Origin of the sequence: Parabacteroides faecis, from assembly GCF_014647375.1 — a bacterium.
Lineage (GTDB): Bacteria > Bacteroidota > Bacteroidia > Bacteroidales > Tannerellaceae > Parabacteroides > Parabacteroides faecis.
In genome coordinates this window covers 198,132-215,651 of sequence record NZ_BMPB01000005.1, presented here as the reverse complement: position 1 = coordinate 215,651, position 17,520 = coordinate 198,132, and the positions used below count along the sequence as shown (strand labels likewise).

Sequence of the window (17,520 nt, the reverse complement as noted above, 5' to 3'; positions counted from 1 at the left end):
TTTATTTTATAACATTTTCATTATTAAAAATTTAAATCCAGCCCCATTTGTACCGAAGCCATCTGTGGGTATATAGTACCATTAGACGTATTTAATTCCGGGTCCCAAAGTTTAAATTTGGAGAAATAAAATGGATTATTACAGCTTACATAAACGCGCAAACTCTTTAAGCGAGCTTTACTTAAAAAGGTTTTAGGTAAATTGTATCCTAACTCAATCGTTTTGCAACGCAAAAAACTCATATCCTTTTTCCACCAAGTAGAAGCACGATAATTGTTTTCATTAGGAGAAGCATCTAAACGAGGATAAAAAACATCTTGTGAAGGATTCTCCTCTGTCCAGCGATCTTGATAATTGGTAAAAATGTTTGCACTATTACCTGTTCCCGGCAACCAAGCATTTCCCCCTCCTATTATTCTATGAGTGTCACCCATTCCCTGAAAGAAGACATTTAAATCCCAATTGCGATAGATTACTGATGCACCAAAGCCATAAACGATACGCGGATCGACGGTGCCACCAATATAACCTTCATCTTCCGTCGTAACAACTCCATCCTCATTACGATCCACATACTTAATATCACCAGGGCGAAGGTTGCCAGAACCAACCAACTGGTTAGGGATCCCTTCTTTCAAACTCCCATCTGGATTAAAATCATTTTCAGTAAATAACCTATCAGCAATCAATCCCCATAACGTATTGATAGAACCACCTCCTGTTTTAGAACGATACGTTCCTGCTAAACTTGCCGGTTCATCATACTCTGTCACTTTATTTTTGGCATAAGTAAAAGTTGAATTAAATGTGACGGACCAATCTTTGTTCAGTTGTTTTTGGAAACCTAAAGACAGATCCACTCCTTGATTTTCCATTTTTCCCAAATTACCATACGGCAATGATATAAAACCGGTGAGGTTAGGAATCGTCTGACGTTGCATAAATATATTAGAACGCCATTCGTGGAAAACATCAACATTCAAGTTTAAAGCTTCCCAAAGTCCCAATTCAAAACCCACATTTGACTTCCAAGATACTTCCCATGTCAAATCATTTGTACCGATTTCTCCTTCTGTATATCCGGATGTTGTATAATTTTTGTTTTCCCCGAAAACATATCCATTCCCTGAATTCACCGTTGTGATATAAGCAAAACGACGGCCACCGATGTTATCATTTCCAGATTTTCCATATGAGGCTTTAACCTTCAATTTATGAATAACACTTTTTGTAGATTCCATAAACGGTTCTTCCGACGCAAGCCACCCTAAAGCTACTGACGGGAAAAAACCAAAACGCTGGCCTTTGGCAAAGTTTTCAGAACCATTGTAACCAAAATTAAACTCCCCAATATAGCGGCTATCATACATATAAGACAAACGTCCGGCTATACCTTGCTTACGGAAAGGTTGTACAGATCCATTATCATAACTTTGTTGATTATACAGGAATAAGCCATCCACATCATGTATGTCCCCAAACAAACGATGATAAGTCATCGTTGCTTCCATATAAGTCTGTTTGGTTCCATAATCACCACCCGATCCAAGTCCCAATGACTCACTCCCATAATGAGACTGGTTTATTATCAAGTTACCATCATCATCACGCCCAGTAGCCGGAGTATAACGTGCTGGATCCGCACTCCTATCTCGCCATGAATAATTATAGGAGTCAAACGAAAAACTAAGTTTGGCTTTTAAGCCGGGAGTCAACATTTTCAGATCCTGTTCTAAAGTCGCCAACGATTGAATCTGGGACTGTGTATTTGTTTTATATCCATACTGCGTAGCCATAGCCCAAGGATTATTGATACCTGTACCCGATGCTTCAATATGAGGAATTGCCCCATTAGAGTAACGAACAGCATATTCCCATGGTCTTCTACTAAATGCGTTAAATAAAATATCATTGGTTGAATAAAAAGGTCCCCTATGTTCCTGCATATATCCTCCGATATTTATACGCAAAGTGGTACTCTTCGTAATATCCACATCCACATTAGCACGCACATTATATCGGTTTAACTTAATATCCGTATCATAAGTCAGAGAAGGGTCTGTCTCTATAATTCCTTTTTCATTATAATAAGAAGCGACCAACGCATAACGTAAAAATGTAGATCCTCCGTTAACCGTCAAATTGGCACGAGTAGAATAAGCATAATCTTTTGTCACTTCATCTATCCAGTTCACGTCTGGATAAAGTTCCGGATCATATCCATTCCGAGTTCTATCTATCTGTTCCTGTGTATAAGGTAAACTTGATGGATCCGACAATTCGTTCCTTAGCGTCATCCAGTCTGCAGCACCAATATAGTCCGGCAATTTCGTCGGAGTCGAAATCGCATGTTCTATTCGAAAATTCACTGAAGGAGCGCCAACTTGTCCACGTTTAGTCGTAATAACAACAACCCCATTTGCACCACGTACACCATACATGGCACTAGCAGATGCATCTTTCAATACCGAAAAAGATTCGATTTCGGCCGGATCAATATTATTCAGATCCCGTTCAACACCATCAACCAAAACTAAAGGATTTGTATTACCGGCAAAAGAAGAAAGACCACGAATCCAAAACTGAGAATTGTCCGATCCCGGTTCACCAGTACGTTGTACGGCAATCACACCAGCAACCTGACCCGCCAAATTGTTAGAGAATGAACGGGTGGAACCATATTGCAATTTTGTAGGTTGTATTGTCTCGATCGCACCAATAACCGAAGCTTTTTTCTGACTGCCATACCCTGTAACAACAACTTCACCTAATTCCGTCACGTCCTCTTCCAATACAATATCGAAATTTATCTTATCTCCAATTTTTATCTGTTGAGATTTAAACCCTATATAAGAAATTTCAATCACTGTATTCTTATCAGGAACTTTTAAATAGAAATGCCCATCTGCATCCGTTATAGTCCCAGCAATAGAAGAATCCGTAATAACACTGATATTTACACCCGGAAGAATTTCCCGATTCTTATCATAAACAGTACCGGAAATTTCTATATATTTTCCTGGTTTCTTTTCTTCTATCGCTTGAGCAAGCCGTAAAACGATATAATTATCAGAAAACTTATACTGCAAGTTTTGCCCTTTCAGCGCTTCATTCAATAAGTCCGCAACTACTGCCTTTCTCTTACTTAGCGACACATTAAAATTAGAGTTTATTTCACTTGTACTATAAACTATCAAATAATCTGTCTGCTTTTCGATTTCCTTAAACAGTTCTTCTATCGAAAGATTTTCTGACCGAAGTTCTACCACTGCATCTTGTGCATTACTGTCAAAAGCAAAAGAATGCAAAACAAAAACGAACATGCAAAAGAAAGCTGCTTTCATAACTCTGAACGTTTTTTTTACTATTTTGGGGTATTCCCCATATATTAACAAGGATTTTTTCATACATTTGTAAATTAAGTAAATACTAATTATTCTAACAGGTTTACTTTCTAAAATCGGCAGATACTGCAATATCTGCCGATTTACATTTTTTCATGGGCTCATAGATACATTTATTTTAAAATATTAAACACATTATTTAGATAAAACGATTTGATTCAACTCATCATTTTTCTCAATCTTAAAATGATGAATATCTTGAATCACCTTCAAAATAGTCATAATACCATCCCTTTGACGAAATTTACCGACATATTCATACTCCAGTATTTCTGGATTCCGGACAATTATATCTACATTAAAATACAATGCCAGCTTTTCTATTATAGTCTCCAATTTTTGCTTTCTAAAAACATAAATTCCCTTTTTCCAAAGCAACTCATCCCAATTCATATTCTCTAGCTTTAATGAATCTCCCTTTTGCACCAACAATTGTCCCGGAGACAAAATCAATCCTTCAGATTCAGATTCAGGAAAATAAGCTTTGACAGAACCTTCTTGTAAAGAAACCTCCGCATATTTTGATTTTGGATAGCTAAGTACATTGAACTCCGTACCTAAAGCCTTTATGTCAATCGTCTGTGTAGAGACAACAAATGGTCTTGTTTTATCCTTAGCAACTTTAAAAAATCCCTCACCTGTAAGATAGACTCTCCTCTCTTCTGCAAAAGCAGAAGGATAATCAAGTCGAGATCCTGCATTCAACCAGACTTCCGTCCCATCCTGCAAGACCAGTTGTGCCCGCTGTCCGGCAGGAGCGTACACAGTATTCATCACATTCTCCGATAAAAACTCCGTTTGCTCAGGCTGTGCATACCAATATGTCAATATACTTGTTGAAACGACTAATATCAGAATAGCAGCCGCATACCCAATCCGGCGTGTCCAACGCTTCCACATTATAGCGTGTTGCTTCTGCAAAATAAAGCGATCGTATTTCTGTTTGCCGATTGCTTTATCCTGTACCTGATATCCTAAGTTCAACAAGGCATATAGATTTTGATATTCCGCAAATTCTTTTTTGAGTTCTTCGCTCGCCTCGACATCGCGCAGCAGGGATAGTCGCTCTTCCGTGGAAAGTTCCTCATAAAAGTATTTATGTATCCGTTCGTTCATATTTTCCGCTTTTGTTATTAATAAACGGATCAGGAAACCAAAACCCCCAAGAGGATAAACGTTTTTTTTAATTAGCGAGCAAAAATATTAATAAGGGGAGATAGTCTTTCAATTCGCTTTTAATTTTCTTATAAGCGATAGCCATTTGGTTTTCAACGGTTTTAAGGGAAATATTCAATTCGACAGCTATGTCTTTCTGCTTTTTACCCTCTATCTTACTTTTGATAAAAATTTTCCGACATTTTTCTGGCAGAGAATCTATTACTTCGGTAATAATCCGTTCGATATCTTGCTCGGAGAGTAGGGACTGATCGAATAATTCCAGAGAGGTAAGTTTCATCCGCAAAGTAGCCTGATATTCTTCCTGCATCAGGTTGACAGCCTCCCTCACAACAATGCGGTGGCGTAAGAGGTCGATACTACGGTTCTTAATCGAAGTAAAGAGCAGGGCGACCAGGTTCACATCATATGCCAGGATTTCTTTTCTTTCCCATAGCTCGGTAAATACGTCTTGCACGACATTCTCGGCGTCTTCTTCCGACACGACATACTCCAATGCGAAATACTTCATCCGGGAAAACCAGGAGACATATATTTCTTCAAAATGGTCAGATAGTATTTTCTTTTCAGCCAGCATCTTTCTTCTGTGTAAATTAAATCACGGCTTCTCGATCTCCAAATAATACTTTTTTAATTATATATGAAGTGTGAGAGCAGTAACTTATCTATCGGAAAGCTCTGGAATACCGTAGAAGTAAATAAGCAACATACCCCCATACCATATTTACAAATACGATGCGGAATACGTTAACCCATCTTCTTCTATAAATTTACCAGATTTTATCCGAAAGAATCAGTTAAACAACGCAAATATATTAAAAGTTATTGGTTAGACAAACAAATCAAATTTTAAGCATAGGGGAAAAAAGATACTAATGATGACTTCTCGGTGTCTCAACAATCGAGTAGGAGGAAAACTTCTTCATTTTCCTCCTACTTCATTTTCCGACCTCTCACACCACTGTACGTGCCGTTCAGCATATAGCGGTTCTTCAACCACGATGCAATTGGCTGTATAACCCAAGGATTGAGGGGTTACCGTTACTGCGACTGGACGCTTCCCGCTGTTAGGGTGCGTTAGAGACTTGTATCCGATAGAATATGGTCGTGCTGGGCAAACAAAAAGAGCGCCATACCAAAGTATGACACTCTTCTGTAAATAAACAATTTTAGGGAAAACTATCCTACCATACCAGCCAGGTCAGATGATAATGCCTGTTTCTTCTTAGTACAGAAACGTTCACACTGCATACAAATATCATATCCCAGTAAAGCACCGAGAATAAAATCCTCTTCCGGAGTAAGCAAATTCAAAGGCCGGGTAACCAGTAAACGGATGGCTTCAATACATTCGGGCCTGCCGAAATAGATATTGACGCTCCGCTCACCGGCATCCTGCTTCACATAACAAATCTGCTGGCTTTCCAGACGATCGGTTGCAATCCGCTCATAAGATTTATTGATCGTGCACAAAACCATGCTTCGTACCCCTTTTTTATATTCGTAGATATGATTCAGAAAAACCTTTACCTCTCCGGGAATTTTATTATCTCTGGCCATTACCATGATGCTGACTGATAGTATCTTAATAATATACGTTTGAAATCAATTACTCCAATCCTTCTTTCTTCAAAGAGGCGATCCATGCATCGAGGCGGGATTCGGTCTGGTCGTCTTCATTCAGCTCATCCAGCGGAAGACCGACGAACTGCCCGTCGACAACAGCTGTCGAATCATCGTAGGAATAACCGTCTGTTGCCACATTTCCGATAAATGTGCATCCTGTACCCTGCAAATCAGTATAGATCGTTCCGATAGCGTCACAGAAGGTGTCGCTGAAAGAGGAAGAGTCGCCGCAACCGAAAATAGCCACGAGCTTACCGGATAAATCCAACTTTTTTATCTTAGCAAGGAAATCATACCAGTCATCCTGCAAATCGCCGGCTCCCCAGGTAGAGCTACCTAGAATTAACGCTTCATAATTACCCAGATCCGAAGGAGAAGCCTTCGCTACATCATACAGGTTAGAAGCATCCACACCTAATTTGGCTGCTATACGTTTTGCAATATCTTCTGTTGTCCCGGTTGAAGAACCGTAAAAAATACCAATTGTCTTCATCTGTTTTATAATTTAATTGATGAAGACAAAGGTCATATATCTCCGGTATAAAGGCAATACCTAGAAATGTGTATTTTAAGGGGTTAAAATACCTACCTTGTTAGTCTGCCACACGACCGACTGACTTAATGTTCTTGATCTTTGAAAGCGTCACACACATTTTCTGGATATCTTCCACATCGTGTACTTTCATCTTAATCTTTCCTTCAAACACACCGTCTTTCGCTTCAATAAGCAGACGCATGATATTTACACTGAAATCATCGGCAATCGTCTTGGTGATCGTATTCAGAACGCCGATCGAGTCGATACCTTTCACCTCCAAAGTAGCTTCGAAAGAAGCATTCTTATGGCTACTCCATTCCGTATTCAGGATACGTTCGCCAAAACTACTCTTCAACCGCATGGCGATCGGACAGGAACGTTTATGAACAACGACATTTCCGTCGTCGTTGATAAAGCCCAGCGCTTCATCACCCGGAATCGGCTTACAGCATTCTGCAATCACATAGTTACGTTCAAAAGCTTCTTCGCGCAAAATATAAGGTTTCGACTTATCATATTTTACTTTCGGCTTTTCTTCCTGCGCTGTTTCCTCTTTCGACTTATTATTCTTAGAGCCGACACCCAGTGCCTGCTTTACATATTTGAATAAGACATTGTCAGTCTTCTCTTTCAATAATTTCTTTATGTTATCGGGTAAGGCTACATCTCCTTTTTCTACAGCATAATAAAACTCTTCACGTTTGGAGAAACCGAAATACATACAGAGCTTATCCAGATTGGAAGTACTCGGCTCCATTTCCGAACGCTTGAAGGCAACAATAACCTTTTCCTCTCCCAGCCTGGCGGCATCCTTACGGGCACGTTTTAGTACGGCATCGATCTTCGAACGGGCTTTTGCCGTCGTGACAAAATTAAGCCATTCTGCCTGCGGTTCCTGGGAACGGGAAGTCAATATCTCCACCTGGTCTCCACTGGCCAGCGGATGACTGAGAGGCACCAGACGATGATTTACTTTCGCCCCGATACATTTATTGCCGATATTGGTATGTAGTGCATAAGCAAAGTCAAGCGCTGTTGCACCTTGTGGCAACGTCTTGATATCTCCTTTCGGAGTAAATACGAATATCTCAGAAGTAAACAAGTTCAGTTTGATCGTATCCAAGAAGTCGAGTGCATTCGGGTCCGGACTTTCGAGGATCTCAGTAATTGTCTGAAGCCATTTGTCGAGTTCGGTATCTTCCTCCACACTGTGTTCTTTATATTTCCAGTGTGCGGCAAATCCCTTCTCGGCGATATCGTCCATACGGCGGCTGCGGATCTGTATTTCCACCCATTGTCCGTCAGGTCCCATAACCGTCAGGTGAAGAGCCTGATATCCGTTCGCTTTCGGACGGCTCACCCAGTCGCGGATACGGTCGGGACGGATACGGTAAATATCGGTAATAGCCGAGTAGATATCCCAGCACATATTTTTTTCATCCACACCCGGCAGCGGGTCGAAAATGATACGGACGGCATACAGATCATAGATATCCTCAAAAGTGATTCCTTTACTTTCCATCTTGTTCCAGATGGAATAGGCTGATTTCACACGGGCTTTCATTTCATAATTCAAGCCCATATCCTTCAACTTTTTATCGACTGGGATTGCAAAGTGCTCGAATAAAGTATTACGACTTTCTTCCGTAGACTTCAGTTTCTGTTCGATAAAATCATATTCCTGGGGATGTTCATATTTGAAACTCAGGTCTTCCAGTTCCGTTTTGATAGTAAAAAGACCCAGACGATGCGCTAAAGGAGCATAGAGATAAAGTGTTTCTCCGGCAATCTTGAATTGTTTGGCGGGAAGCATGGAACCCAAGGTTCGCATATTATGCAGACGGTCGGCTATTTTGATCAGGATCACACGGATATCGTCACTCATGGTAAGCAACAGCTTACGGAAGTTTTCCGCCTGGGCGGAGGCCTGTTCTCCAAAGATACCTCCGGAGATCTTAGTCAGTCCGTCTACGATCTGTGCGATCTTCGGACCAAACATATCGCTGATATCCTGTACGGTATACTCCGTATCTTCCACCACATCATGGAGCAATGCCGAACAAATAGAGGTAGACCCCAATCCCATCTCACGGCAAACAATCCGTGCAACAGCGATAGGGTGCATGATATAAGGTTCACCGGAACGACGTTTCACGCCTGCATGTGCCTGGTTGGCAAAGTTAAACGCTTTGGTAATGCGCTCCACTTTTCTCCGGTGGTTCGATTTCAGATAGTCGTCCAGCAACTCATTAAAACCGTCCTGGATCATCTTTTCATCCGCCAACATAGCCGGTGTCATTTCACCTGCATCCTTTGTGTCTTTTGTGTCTATCGCATCGCTCATGGTTACAACCTCTTCTTTTTATATCTAACGTCTGTAACCACAAATATACAAATATTCATGAAACATCAGCACGGAAGCCGGGAAAATAGCATGTTTTATCCCACAGGAATTTTCAGAACCTGACCGGGACGAATATTTGCATTCGATAATCCGTTCGCCTTTTGTATCAAAGCGGCGGATACACCTGGATACTTTTTAGAGATCGTATACAGTGAATCTCCCGATTTAACCTTATAAGAGATAAAGCCATTACTCTGTTTTTCAACAATTTCGGATGAAGAAGTCGTCTTCTGTGTCGTTTTAGACTTCGTTGCGGAAGCAAAAGCCACACCTCCGTTATCAACATACAAAGTCAGGCGGCGACCACTAGCCAAACGATTTGACTTCAATCCGTTCCACTGGCGCACTTCTTTCGGTGTCACGCCATAGCGATCGGATATTGTATAAATATTTTCACCGGAAGCTACACGATGGGTTATCTTTTCACGATTAGATGATTTTCCGCTCTCGGTTCCATTCGGATTATAGGCCAGGCAATTCTCCAGCAAATCTTCCGCACGGTGAGTGTAAATCGTATCTTCTTTATCAATAAAAGCATATGTCTGGTTTACCGGCAACTTCAGTACGGATGGTTCTGTGTTTCCGGGAATGATATCGCGCTTATATTGCGGATTCAAGGCACGGACCTGCTCTATATCCATTTGCAACACTTCCGCCACCTGCTCCAGATGCAATGCTTTTGTAACCACAACCGTATCGGTAGCCAATGGCATACTTGTTTGCATCGGGCAAATATTATGATCGCAATAGTAGTTCATAATATAATTGGCTGCAATGAACAGGGGGACATACGACCGGGTTTCTTTGGGCAGATAAGGGAATATCTCCCAGAAATCAGTCTTACCTCCCGAGCGACGTATCGCTTTATTCACATTACCCGGGCCACAGTTATAAGAAGCCAGCACGAGATTCCAGTCACCGTAGATGGCATACATATCTTTAAAATAACGGCAGGCAGCATGAGTGGCTTTTACCGGATCGCGGCGATCGTCGACAAGGCTATTGATCTCCAAACCGTAAATCTTACCAGTCGGAAGCATGAACTGCCACAAGCCGCAGGCACCGACACGGGATAAAGCGACCGGATTCAAGGCACTTTCCACTACAGCCAGATATTTCAGTTCAATAGGTAAACCATGTTCATCCAGCACCTGCTCGATAATAGGAAAATAAAAATCCGCCATACCCAGCATATAGCGTACGAGGTTACGGCGGCGGTCGGCATATAAATCGATACAATCGCGTACTACCTTATTATAAGGTAAAGAAATAACACGCGGCAAACTTTCCAGACGTTCCCGGTAGACAGAGTCAGGGAACCACACATTTGCTTCATCGTCATGGCAGTATTCATCCCGTTTGGAGAAATATTGCACATGCCAGGAACGAAGCAGACTGTCGACATCTGCATCCAGACTTTCGGGTATCAAGCCCACATCGACCGACAAAGAATCGGCAGAGAGGTCCGAATACTGAGGTTCTTCATTTTCAGTTATTGTTTCCTGTGCATGGGCAACAGTAACGAAACAGCAGAAACAGAGTAATGATAATAAGTATTTCATGTGTTATTAGAATTTTATACTGCAATTCAGGCCATATATACGCTCGCTGAAGCTGGTCTTTGGCATAACCATCGGTTCCAGCCGCATACTCAGATCAGGCGATATGTCGAAGTCGAACAACTGGGCATCCACATAAGCATCGATCATACAGATAGCATAAACACCGGCTGTAATGATAATACTCAAGTCCCTGTAACGACGAAAATAATCTTTACGGCGTTTGATATTATCCTGCCACCGTGTGTCCGTAATGAATTTTTCGGGTTCATATCCGTTCTTCTTGGCTATGGACACCCACGATTCACTCCATTTCTTCGGATCATCCGGATTATTCTTCACATCATACATCAAATCAAAATAAGCCGACGAATAATCCTTATAGTTTTTATTATTCCAGGTAATCGCGTAGATACATCCCATAAAACCGCCATATACAATAGGAAGTTTCCAGTATGCCCTGTTATATATCTGCCCCAACCCCGGCAAAATAGCCGAAAAGATGACCGCCTTTGTCGGATTGGGTTTGAACGGTTTCATATCGACTTCCTTCACCTTGTTGACCTGGCTTGCCGAATCGGCAGACTGAAGTACAGCCTGCACAGTAGAGTCAGGTGGCGCAACAACCACCGTATCGGCGTCAAGTATAACTGCCTTACCTTGTGCTTTCGAATATAAAGAGATACCTGTCAGCACCATCAGTAAGCACAGTATCCTGCTTATTTTTAATTTCATCCTCACGAATATACCGTCAACTTATTTCAATTTATCCAACAGACCGATCAGTCTTTCCAATTCTTCTTCCGAGGTAAAAGGAATCGTGATACGTCCTTTCCCCTTCTCGTTGCATGCCAGTTGTACTTTTGTATTAAAGAACCGGGACAAATGATCTTTCAGCAGATTAAATTCTTCGGGAAGCATCTGCTTGCGTCCTGCTGCCTTCTCCTTCTTTTCCGGAGTTACAGCCTCCGCCCCGTTACGGACGATCTCTTCCACATTACGAACGGAAAGTCCTTCTGCCAGTATCTGTTCATACAATGCCAGCTGCACTTCCGGATCTTCTACCGGTAGCAGGGCACGTGCATGTCCCATATCTATCTTTTTGTCTTTCAACCCCATTTGTATCTCAGCCGGTAACTTCAGTAGGCGAAGGTAATTGGCGATAGTCGCCCGCTTCTTTCCTACCCGTTCGCTGAGTTTTTCCTGGGTCAGACCATAACTATCTATCAGCTTCTGATAGGCCAACGCAATTTCTATCGAGTTAAGGTCTTCACGCTGTATATTTTCGATCAGCGCCATCTCGACTACATTCTCGTCGGCGGCTGTCTTGATATAGGCAGGGATCTGCTCCAGACCTGCCATCAGGGAGGCACGATAGCGGCGTTCACCGGAGATGATCATGTACTTCTCCGGTCCCATCTCTTTCAGGGTTATCGGCTGGATAACACCCAGGGAACGAATAGAAGTCGCCAGTTCTTCCAGTGCTTCTTCCTCAAATATAGAACGGGGTTGCTCCGGATTGGGTTGAATCTTGCTCAATTCTATCTCGCTGATAGAAGACGAACCACCTGTCTTCAGATCGTCCATCGTGATCAAAGCATCCAATCCACGGCCAAGTGCCGATCTTTTCATTACTGCCATAATTCTACTTATTTGTTTTTGTCTATCAGCTCCTGTGCCAACTGCATATGGTTAAGCGCTCCTTTCGATTCGGCATCGTAAAGTAAGACCGGTTTACCGTAGCTGGAGGCTTCGCTCAGTTTCACATTACGCTGGATAACGGTTGTAAAAACGAGATCGCGGAACGGACGTTTCACCTCTTCGTATATCTGGTTGGCCAGACGAAGGCGCGAATCGTACATCGTCAGCAAGAATCCCTCGATTTCCAAAGCCGGATTCAGCTTCGATTTAATAATCTTTATCGTATTCAACAGTTTACTGATACCTTCCAGTGCAAAATACTCGCATTGAACGGGGATCATGACCGAATCGGCTGCAGTAAGGGCATTTACTGTGATCAGCCCCAGAGAAGGAGAACAGTCAATCAGGATAAAATCGTACATATCCTTGAGGGGAACGAGAATCTGTTTCAGAATTTGTTCACGGTTCTCCATGTTCAGCATTTCAATCTCCGCACCAACCAGGTCGATATGTGACGGGATAATATCCAGTCCTTCTACCTCGGTAGGGATAATGGCTCCTTTGGCATCCTCACCATTCACCAGGCATTCATAGATAGACAACTCGACATTCCGAATATCCACACCCAGTCCGGAGGAGGCATTTGCCTGCGGGTCCGCATCAACAACAAGCACTTTCTTTTCGAGTGCAGCGAGGGATGCAGCCAGATTAATCGTGGTCGTTGTCTTACCAACTCCACCTTTCTGATTTGCTAAAGCGATAATCTTTCCCATACTTCGTCTATTAATTCAGCGGCAAAACTAAACATTAAAAACCTAACGAAATCAGGTTTAAGCAAAACAATGCTCGTTTTGTTGAAAAGTCGCCCTAACTGTTGATAACTTGCAAATATAAACAGAATATTTAATAACTTGTTCCAAATGAGGAATATGCATATACTTTTTTGGAAATGATAACGAAAGTTTAAAAAACACAAAGCCTCTCCGGTTGATGCCGGAGAGGCTTGTTTTTTGTCTGCTTTCCTCCTTCGCAGGAGTACTCGACAGAAGAACTTTATTTCATTACTTAATATTCATCACTCTACTTGTTCGTCCGTCACGGACTACTGAATGGTTCTCCCGAAGGAGAACCATTACGCAGAATGATTTATTTTGATTATAAATTTCTTATTTGATAACTGCTTTAACAGCACTTTCACCTTCTACAGCTACGAATACAATACCTGAAGGAACAGAGATTGTAGTTTCACTGGAAGTGATTACTGTGTTAGCAATGGTTTGACCAAGAACATTGCTGATAGCAACAGTCTTACCTTCAGCTCCCTTCACTACAACAGCACCAGGAATTACAGATACAGATACTTCGGTAGTTTTAACACCTTCGTTTTCTGTCGGAGTTTCGTCTGTCTGACCGAAGTGGAATACCTGAGACTGGTTGATTACTTCGTTGATAGAAGCTGAAATGTCTTCATGATCACCTGTCGGTGTAATCTGAGCCAATACAGGAATACCGTTATGAACTTTCACCCAAGCACCTGCGAATGAACCGATAGCAGAACCCTGACCATTAGATTCCAGAAGGAAGCCTTCACTTGCATCAGCAGTTTCATCAGCCTGGTCATTGATCTTTCTCAGAGAGAATGCATAGTTCTTATGAGCACCGTCAAGTACATTTGCCACAGAATTAGCACGAAGCAAATCGAAATCAATTACTTTTGTTCCTGTTTCCGAATTATTAACGATAGTTGTAACATCTGCTAAAGTCTTACCGTTCTTCAGGATATAAAGAGTTTCAGCAGTAATATTACCGTTAGCATCAGTTGTCACCTGATGAACACCTTCTACAAATCCTAAGCGAGTGTAATTTTCGAACTTGAATTTATCAGCATCAGTCATTACATTATTATTAGGCTGAACAGAATCAGTATAATTAACTAAGAAACGACCTGCCAGGTAACCATTGTAAGCTACATAATGATTGTCATCAGCTGCTTTTGCTTCAGCTTCAGTTTCCCAATAACCATGAGTTTTACTTCCGCACAAGAATCCGTCAGGAATAGAATCAACATCAACAGCAAACAGATACTGAGGCATAAATTTATTAGAAGACAGAACTTTGTCAACATACATAGCAGCTGCGTCAGTTGAAACGCCCTTACTTTCAATACCCAGGAAGTTAACATCGGCGATCGGCTGAGAAGCGCTCACGTTCTTACTGTCACCGCTATCTTCAAACAGATATTCATTTGCATTACCGCTCTTTCTGTAGATCTTCACTACATTGTTCATCGGCATGTCATAATCAGCAGTCATATCGATATACTGCGGACGTATCTTATGCTGGAAATAGAATGCAGAAGCACGATCTTCAGGATTGTCGTTCAGGCTTGAGAAACGTAATGTACCCAGACCATCTACAACATTAGCCTTATTCCAACCATTAGAAGTTTCTAATACACCATTGGTATTCTGAATGTCTACCAATACATAACAAGTATCAGTTACTGCATTGTTAGCATCAGAACGAACCTGATCTGCTTTCAGATAGAAGTAAGCCCATTTAGCGTTTACACCATCGATATCAGCTTTCTTAACTGCTTCGTAATAATAGTTGTTATCCTGTGTATTTTTAACCAATGCAATATACTTCTTATCGTTGTCTAATAAATTAGCATCTTTCAGTTTCAGAACATAAGCTGTTCTTTCCAAATCCTGATAACCTGTCAACGAATAACCAAAATTGTTTACAATAGCACCACCATTGTTAGGCAATGTTGCTTCAGCGATTTCGTAGATTGTAGGATCTGTAGCTTCTTCAGCTTTAGAGATTTTACCTACTTCACTCTGCAAATACAGATTATCGTTATTGAAATGATAATACTTGATAGTATAGTTGTTTTCAATACCATTGCTCAGTTCGTCAACGGTGAACTTCTTGTATCCGTGGTAAGCTGTTTTAGCGATCGGAGAAGTTACTGCAGTGAAGATGATAGAATCCTGAACACCCAGATTCTGGTTATTGAACATACCCTTGTTATCATTTCCACCTACATAAGTACGGTCGATAAAGCGGTAGATTGTTTGACCAGCAGCAGTAGTACCCATATTATATAACTGACCTTCAAATACCTGATCAGCATATTCACGGTTGTGAATCTTCACACGACGTGCTACGCTTGAAGCATCGTTGCAATCCAACTGTTCAACAACCCACTGTGTAGCAGGCATCAAAGAGAAGTCCTGATCCATAGCCTGGTTGTCATACATCATGTTACCTTCCATGTTTTCAACGATATACATACCGTTGGCACGTTCTACAGAAGATTTAGTTGTATACAGATTGATGAAATACAAGCCATCAGCAACTGTACCACGAGTCAGATAATCGAACGGACGTACAACAGATGTCTTTACCTTAAATTCATCACGGTTGTCTTTAGCAACTGTCAACACCGGATTTGTCTGACCCGGAATTGTTGCAGCAGTCAAAGAAACTGTTGTTGAACCAGCATACGGTTTTAGATTAGTAAACGTATTTGATACGGTATAATCGTTCTGGAAGTATGAAGTACAAGCTTTTGAATCTTTCCATGCATCTTTAGCATTGAATTCATCATCATCCTGAACAGCAGCATTCAACGGTTCAATCAGCAAGCTGTCGTTTGTCGGGAAATAAGTCGCTTTGAAGTAGTAACGAGCCTTCATATAATCATTATCTGCAGCAACCGGAGTCTTTACGGCAAACTTAACAGAAGGAGAAACCGAAGGAGCATAGTTCTCTTCCTGGTAACGAGCTGTATCTGCCAACAGATAACCATTTCCAAGCTTGAAGTTCAAATTAAATTTCTTATCGATACCCATCGCTGTCGGCAAGCTTAAAGCATTTTCTTCAGCAACGAATGATCCAGTGAAAGGGGTTGTTCCTTCCAAAGTATTCGGATTAATCAAAAATTCGAAGTTAGTTGCATGGAAATCAGCATCCATACGAGCATTCAAATCGTTTGCAGTCATGATGATCGGGTTAGCAACCACTGGCTTAAGATTTACTGCAATAGTAGGGATATTACCCATTGACGGACCTGCTACATTTGAATCATATACAGCTGAAGTTAACAGAACACCTGTCTTATTCATACCATTAGCAGCCAAATCAGCGGTTACTGTTGCATCATCAGCAACAACCAAACACATCACCTGATTATTCGCCTGATTATGAAGATAAGAGAACACAGGAGAATAAGTAAAAGCAACAGTATTGCTGTTTACTGTATACCATGACCAGTTGTCAGTACAACCATTCATTTCTACAGCAGCTGTTGCTTTAGCATTTGCAGCTGTACCAACAGTTTTTGCAGCACGATCATGATCAAACGTCAAAGCGAAACCGGTTTCTTTATTTACATAAGTAAATTTACCACCGCTTACACCATCTTGTTTGTCATACTTGATTGTCCACAAAGAAGCATTCAGAGGAGCTTCACTGGATTTAACTGCTTTCAGATAGATCTTACCTGTTTCGTAATTTCTTTCCTGAATCAATACATAAGGGTCTGTACCATCATCCTGAATATTGTCACCGGCAGTTACCTGTAATTGATAAAGAAGATTGTCTTGGATATGGTAAACATCCTGCGACCAAGCAGCCCCATTGAATGTTGCACCACCAGTCAAAGCAGATAGACCAGCATTACCTGTAGATGTTTTGGATACGGAAGTTGTTGCAAATGTACGATAAGCATCTTGTACTGTTGCATTTGCCGAAAACAACGTTCCCAAAGCCAAGCATCCTACCAGAGTAGAAAACTTTTTGTTCATAATTCTAAAATTTAATATTAATACTAAAGTGTAATAAGTTCTTATTCAACACGATCGCTATCAAAAAACACTTCTTGTCCTATGACTAAATTAATCGATCGTTTTTTCTCGTCATGACTTGGAGGGTTCGTCCCTTAAAACGGGAGATTCATACAAACGATGCTATTCAATTGATAAGAAAGAACATAAGGTTGAAAAAAATAATCGAAAAAGAATTGCCGAAATCAAACAAATGCTTACTTTTGTTGACGAGAAAAAACGATCGTTTTAGCTAGTCATACATTTCACTTTATTTAAGCTATAATTTACTCACTCAATTAAAGAACAATATCGATCAAATATATTAATGTACATGCGT

Annotated in this window: 11 protein-coding genes; all 11 read right to left on the bottom strand. The window is 41.2% G+C overall.

The genetic code is table 11. The features are described 5' to 3' along the window. Positions 1-23: 23 nt before the first annotated feature. Positions 24-3,407, bottom strand: coding sequence for a TonB-dependent receptor (locus IEY67_RS08485; RefSeq protein ID WP_183671244.1), 3,384 nt, complete (start codon positions 3,405-3,407; stop codon positions 24-26). A 132-nt stretch (positions 3,408-3,539) separates the two neighbouring features. Then, positions 3,540-4,520: a FecR domain-containing protein gene (locus IEY67_RS08480; protein ID WP_183671245.1), complete on the bottom strand. Its 981-nt coding sequence runs from the start codon at positions 4,518-4,520 to the stop codon at positions 3,540-3,542. A 67-nt stretch (positions 4,521-4,587) separates the two neighbouring features. Next, a complete protein-coding gene (locus tag IEY67_RS08475; protein ID WP_183671246.1) occupies positions 4,588-5,157 on the bottom strand; it encodes an RNA polymerase sigma-70 factor in 570 nt (189 codons plus the stop codon). A gap of 602 nt (positions 5,158-5,759) precedes the next feature. Then, a complete protein-coding gene (locus IEY67_RS08470; protein ID WP_183671343.1) occupies positions 5,760-6,140 on the bottom strand; it encodes a DUF2023 family protein in 381 nt (126 codons plus the stop codon). 49 nt (positions 6,141-6,189) lie between these two features. Beyond that, complete coding sequence (gene fldA, locus IEY67_RS08465; RefSeq protein WP_122351778.1) at positions 6,190-6,699, bottom strand: flavodoxin FldA; 510 nt, start codon at positions 6,697-6,699, stop codon at positions 6,190-6,192. 100 nt (positions 6,700-6,799) lie between these two features. After that, a complete protein-coding gene (locus tag IEY67_RS08460; protein WP_183671247.1) occupies positions 6,800-9,088 on the bottom strand; it encodes a RelA/SpoT family protein in 2,289 nt (762 codons plus the stop codon). Between the two features lie 95 nt (positions 9,089-9,183). Then, positions 9,184-10,710 (bottom strand): lytic transglycosylase domain-containing protein, encoded by a 1,527-nt coding sequence (locus IEY67_RS08455; RefSeq protein WP_122351780.1) that lies wholly within the window; start codon positions 10,708-10,710, stop codon positions 9,184-9,186. Between the two features lie 6 nt (positions 10,711-10,716). Continuing rightward, a complete protein-coding gene (locus tag IEY67_RS08450) occupies positions 10,717-11,442 on the bottom strand; it encodes a DUF5683 domain-containing protein (RefSeq protein ID WP_122351781.1) in 726 nt (241 codons plus the stop codon). A 21-nt stretch (positions 11,443-11,463) separates the two neighbouring features. Then, on the bottom strand, positions 11,464-12,348 hold the full coding sequence (locus IEY67_RS08445; RefSeq protein WP_122351782.1) for a ParB/RepB/Spo0J family partition protein: 885 nt from the start codon (positions 12,346-12,348) through the stop codon (positions 11,464-11,466). An 8-nt stretch (positions 12,349-12,356) separates the two neighbouring features. After that, positions 12,357-13,121, bottom strand: coding sequence for a ParA family protein (locus IEY67_RS08440; RefSeq protein WP_122351783.1), 765 nt, complete (start codon positions 13,119-13,121; stop codon positions 12,357-12,359). A 393-nt stretch (positions 13,122-13,514) separates the two neighbouring features. Further along, positions 13,515-17,162, bottom strand: a complete 3,648-nt coding sequence (locus IEY67_RS08435) for a DUF6383 domain-containing protein (RefSeq protein ID WP_183671248.1) — start codon at positions 17,160-17,162, stop codon at positions 13,515-13,517. Positions 17,163-17,520 lie beyond the last annotated feature (358 nt).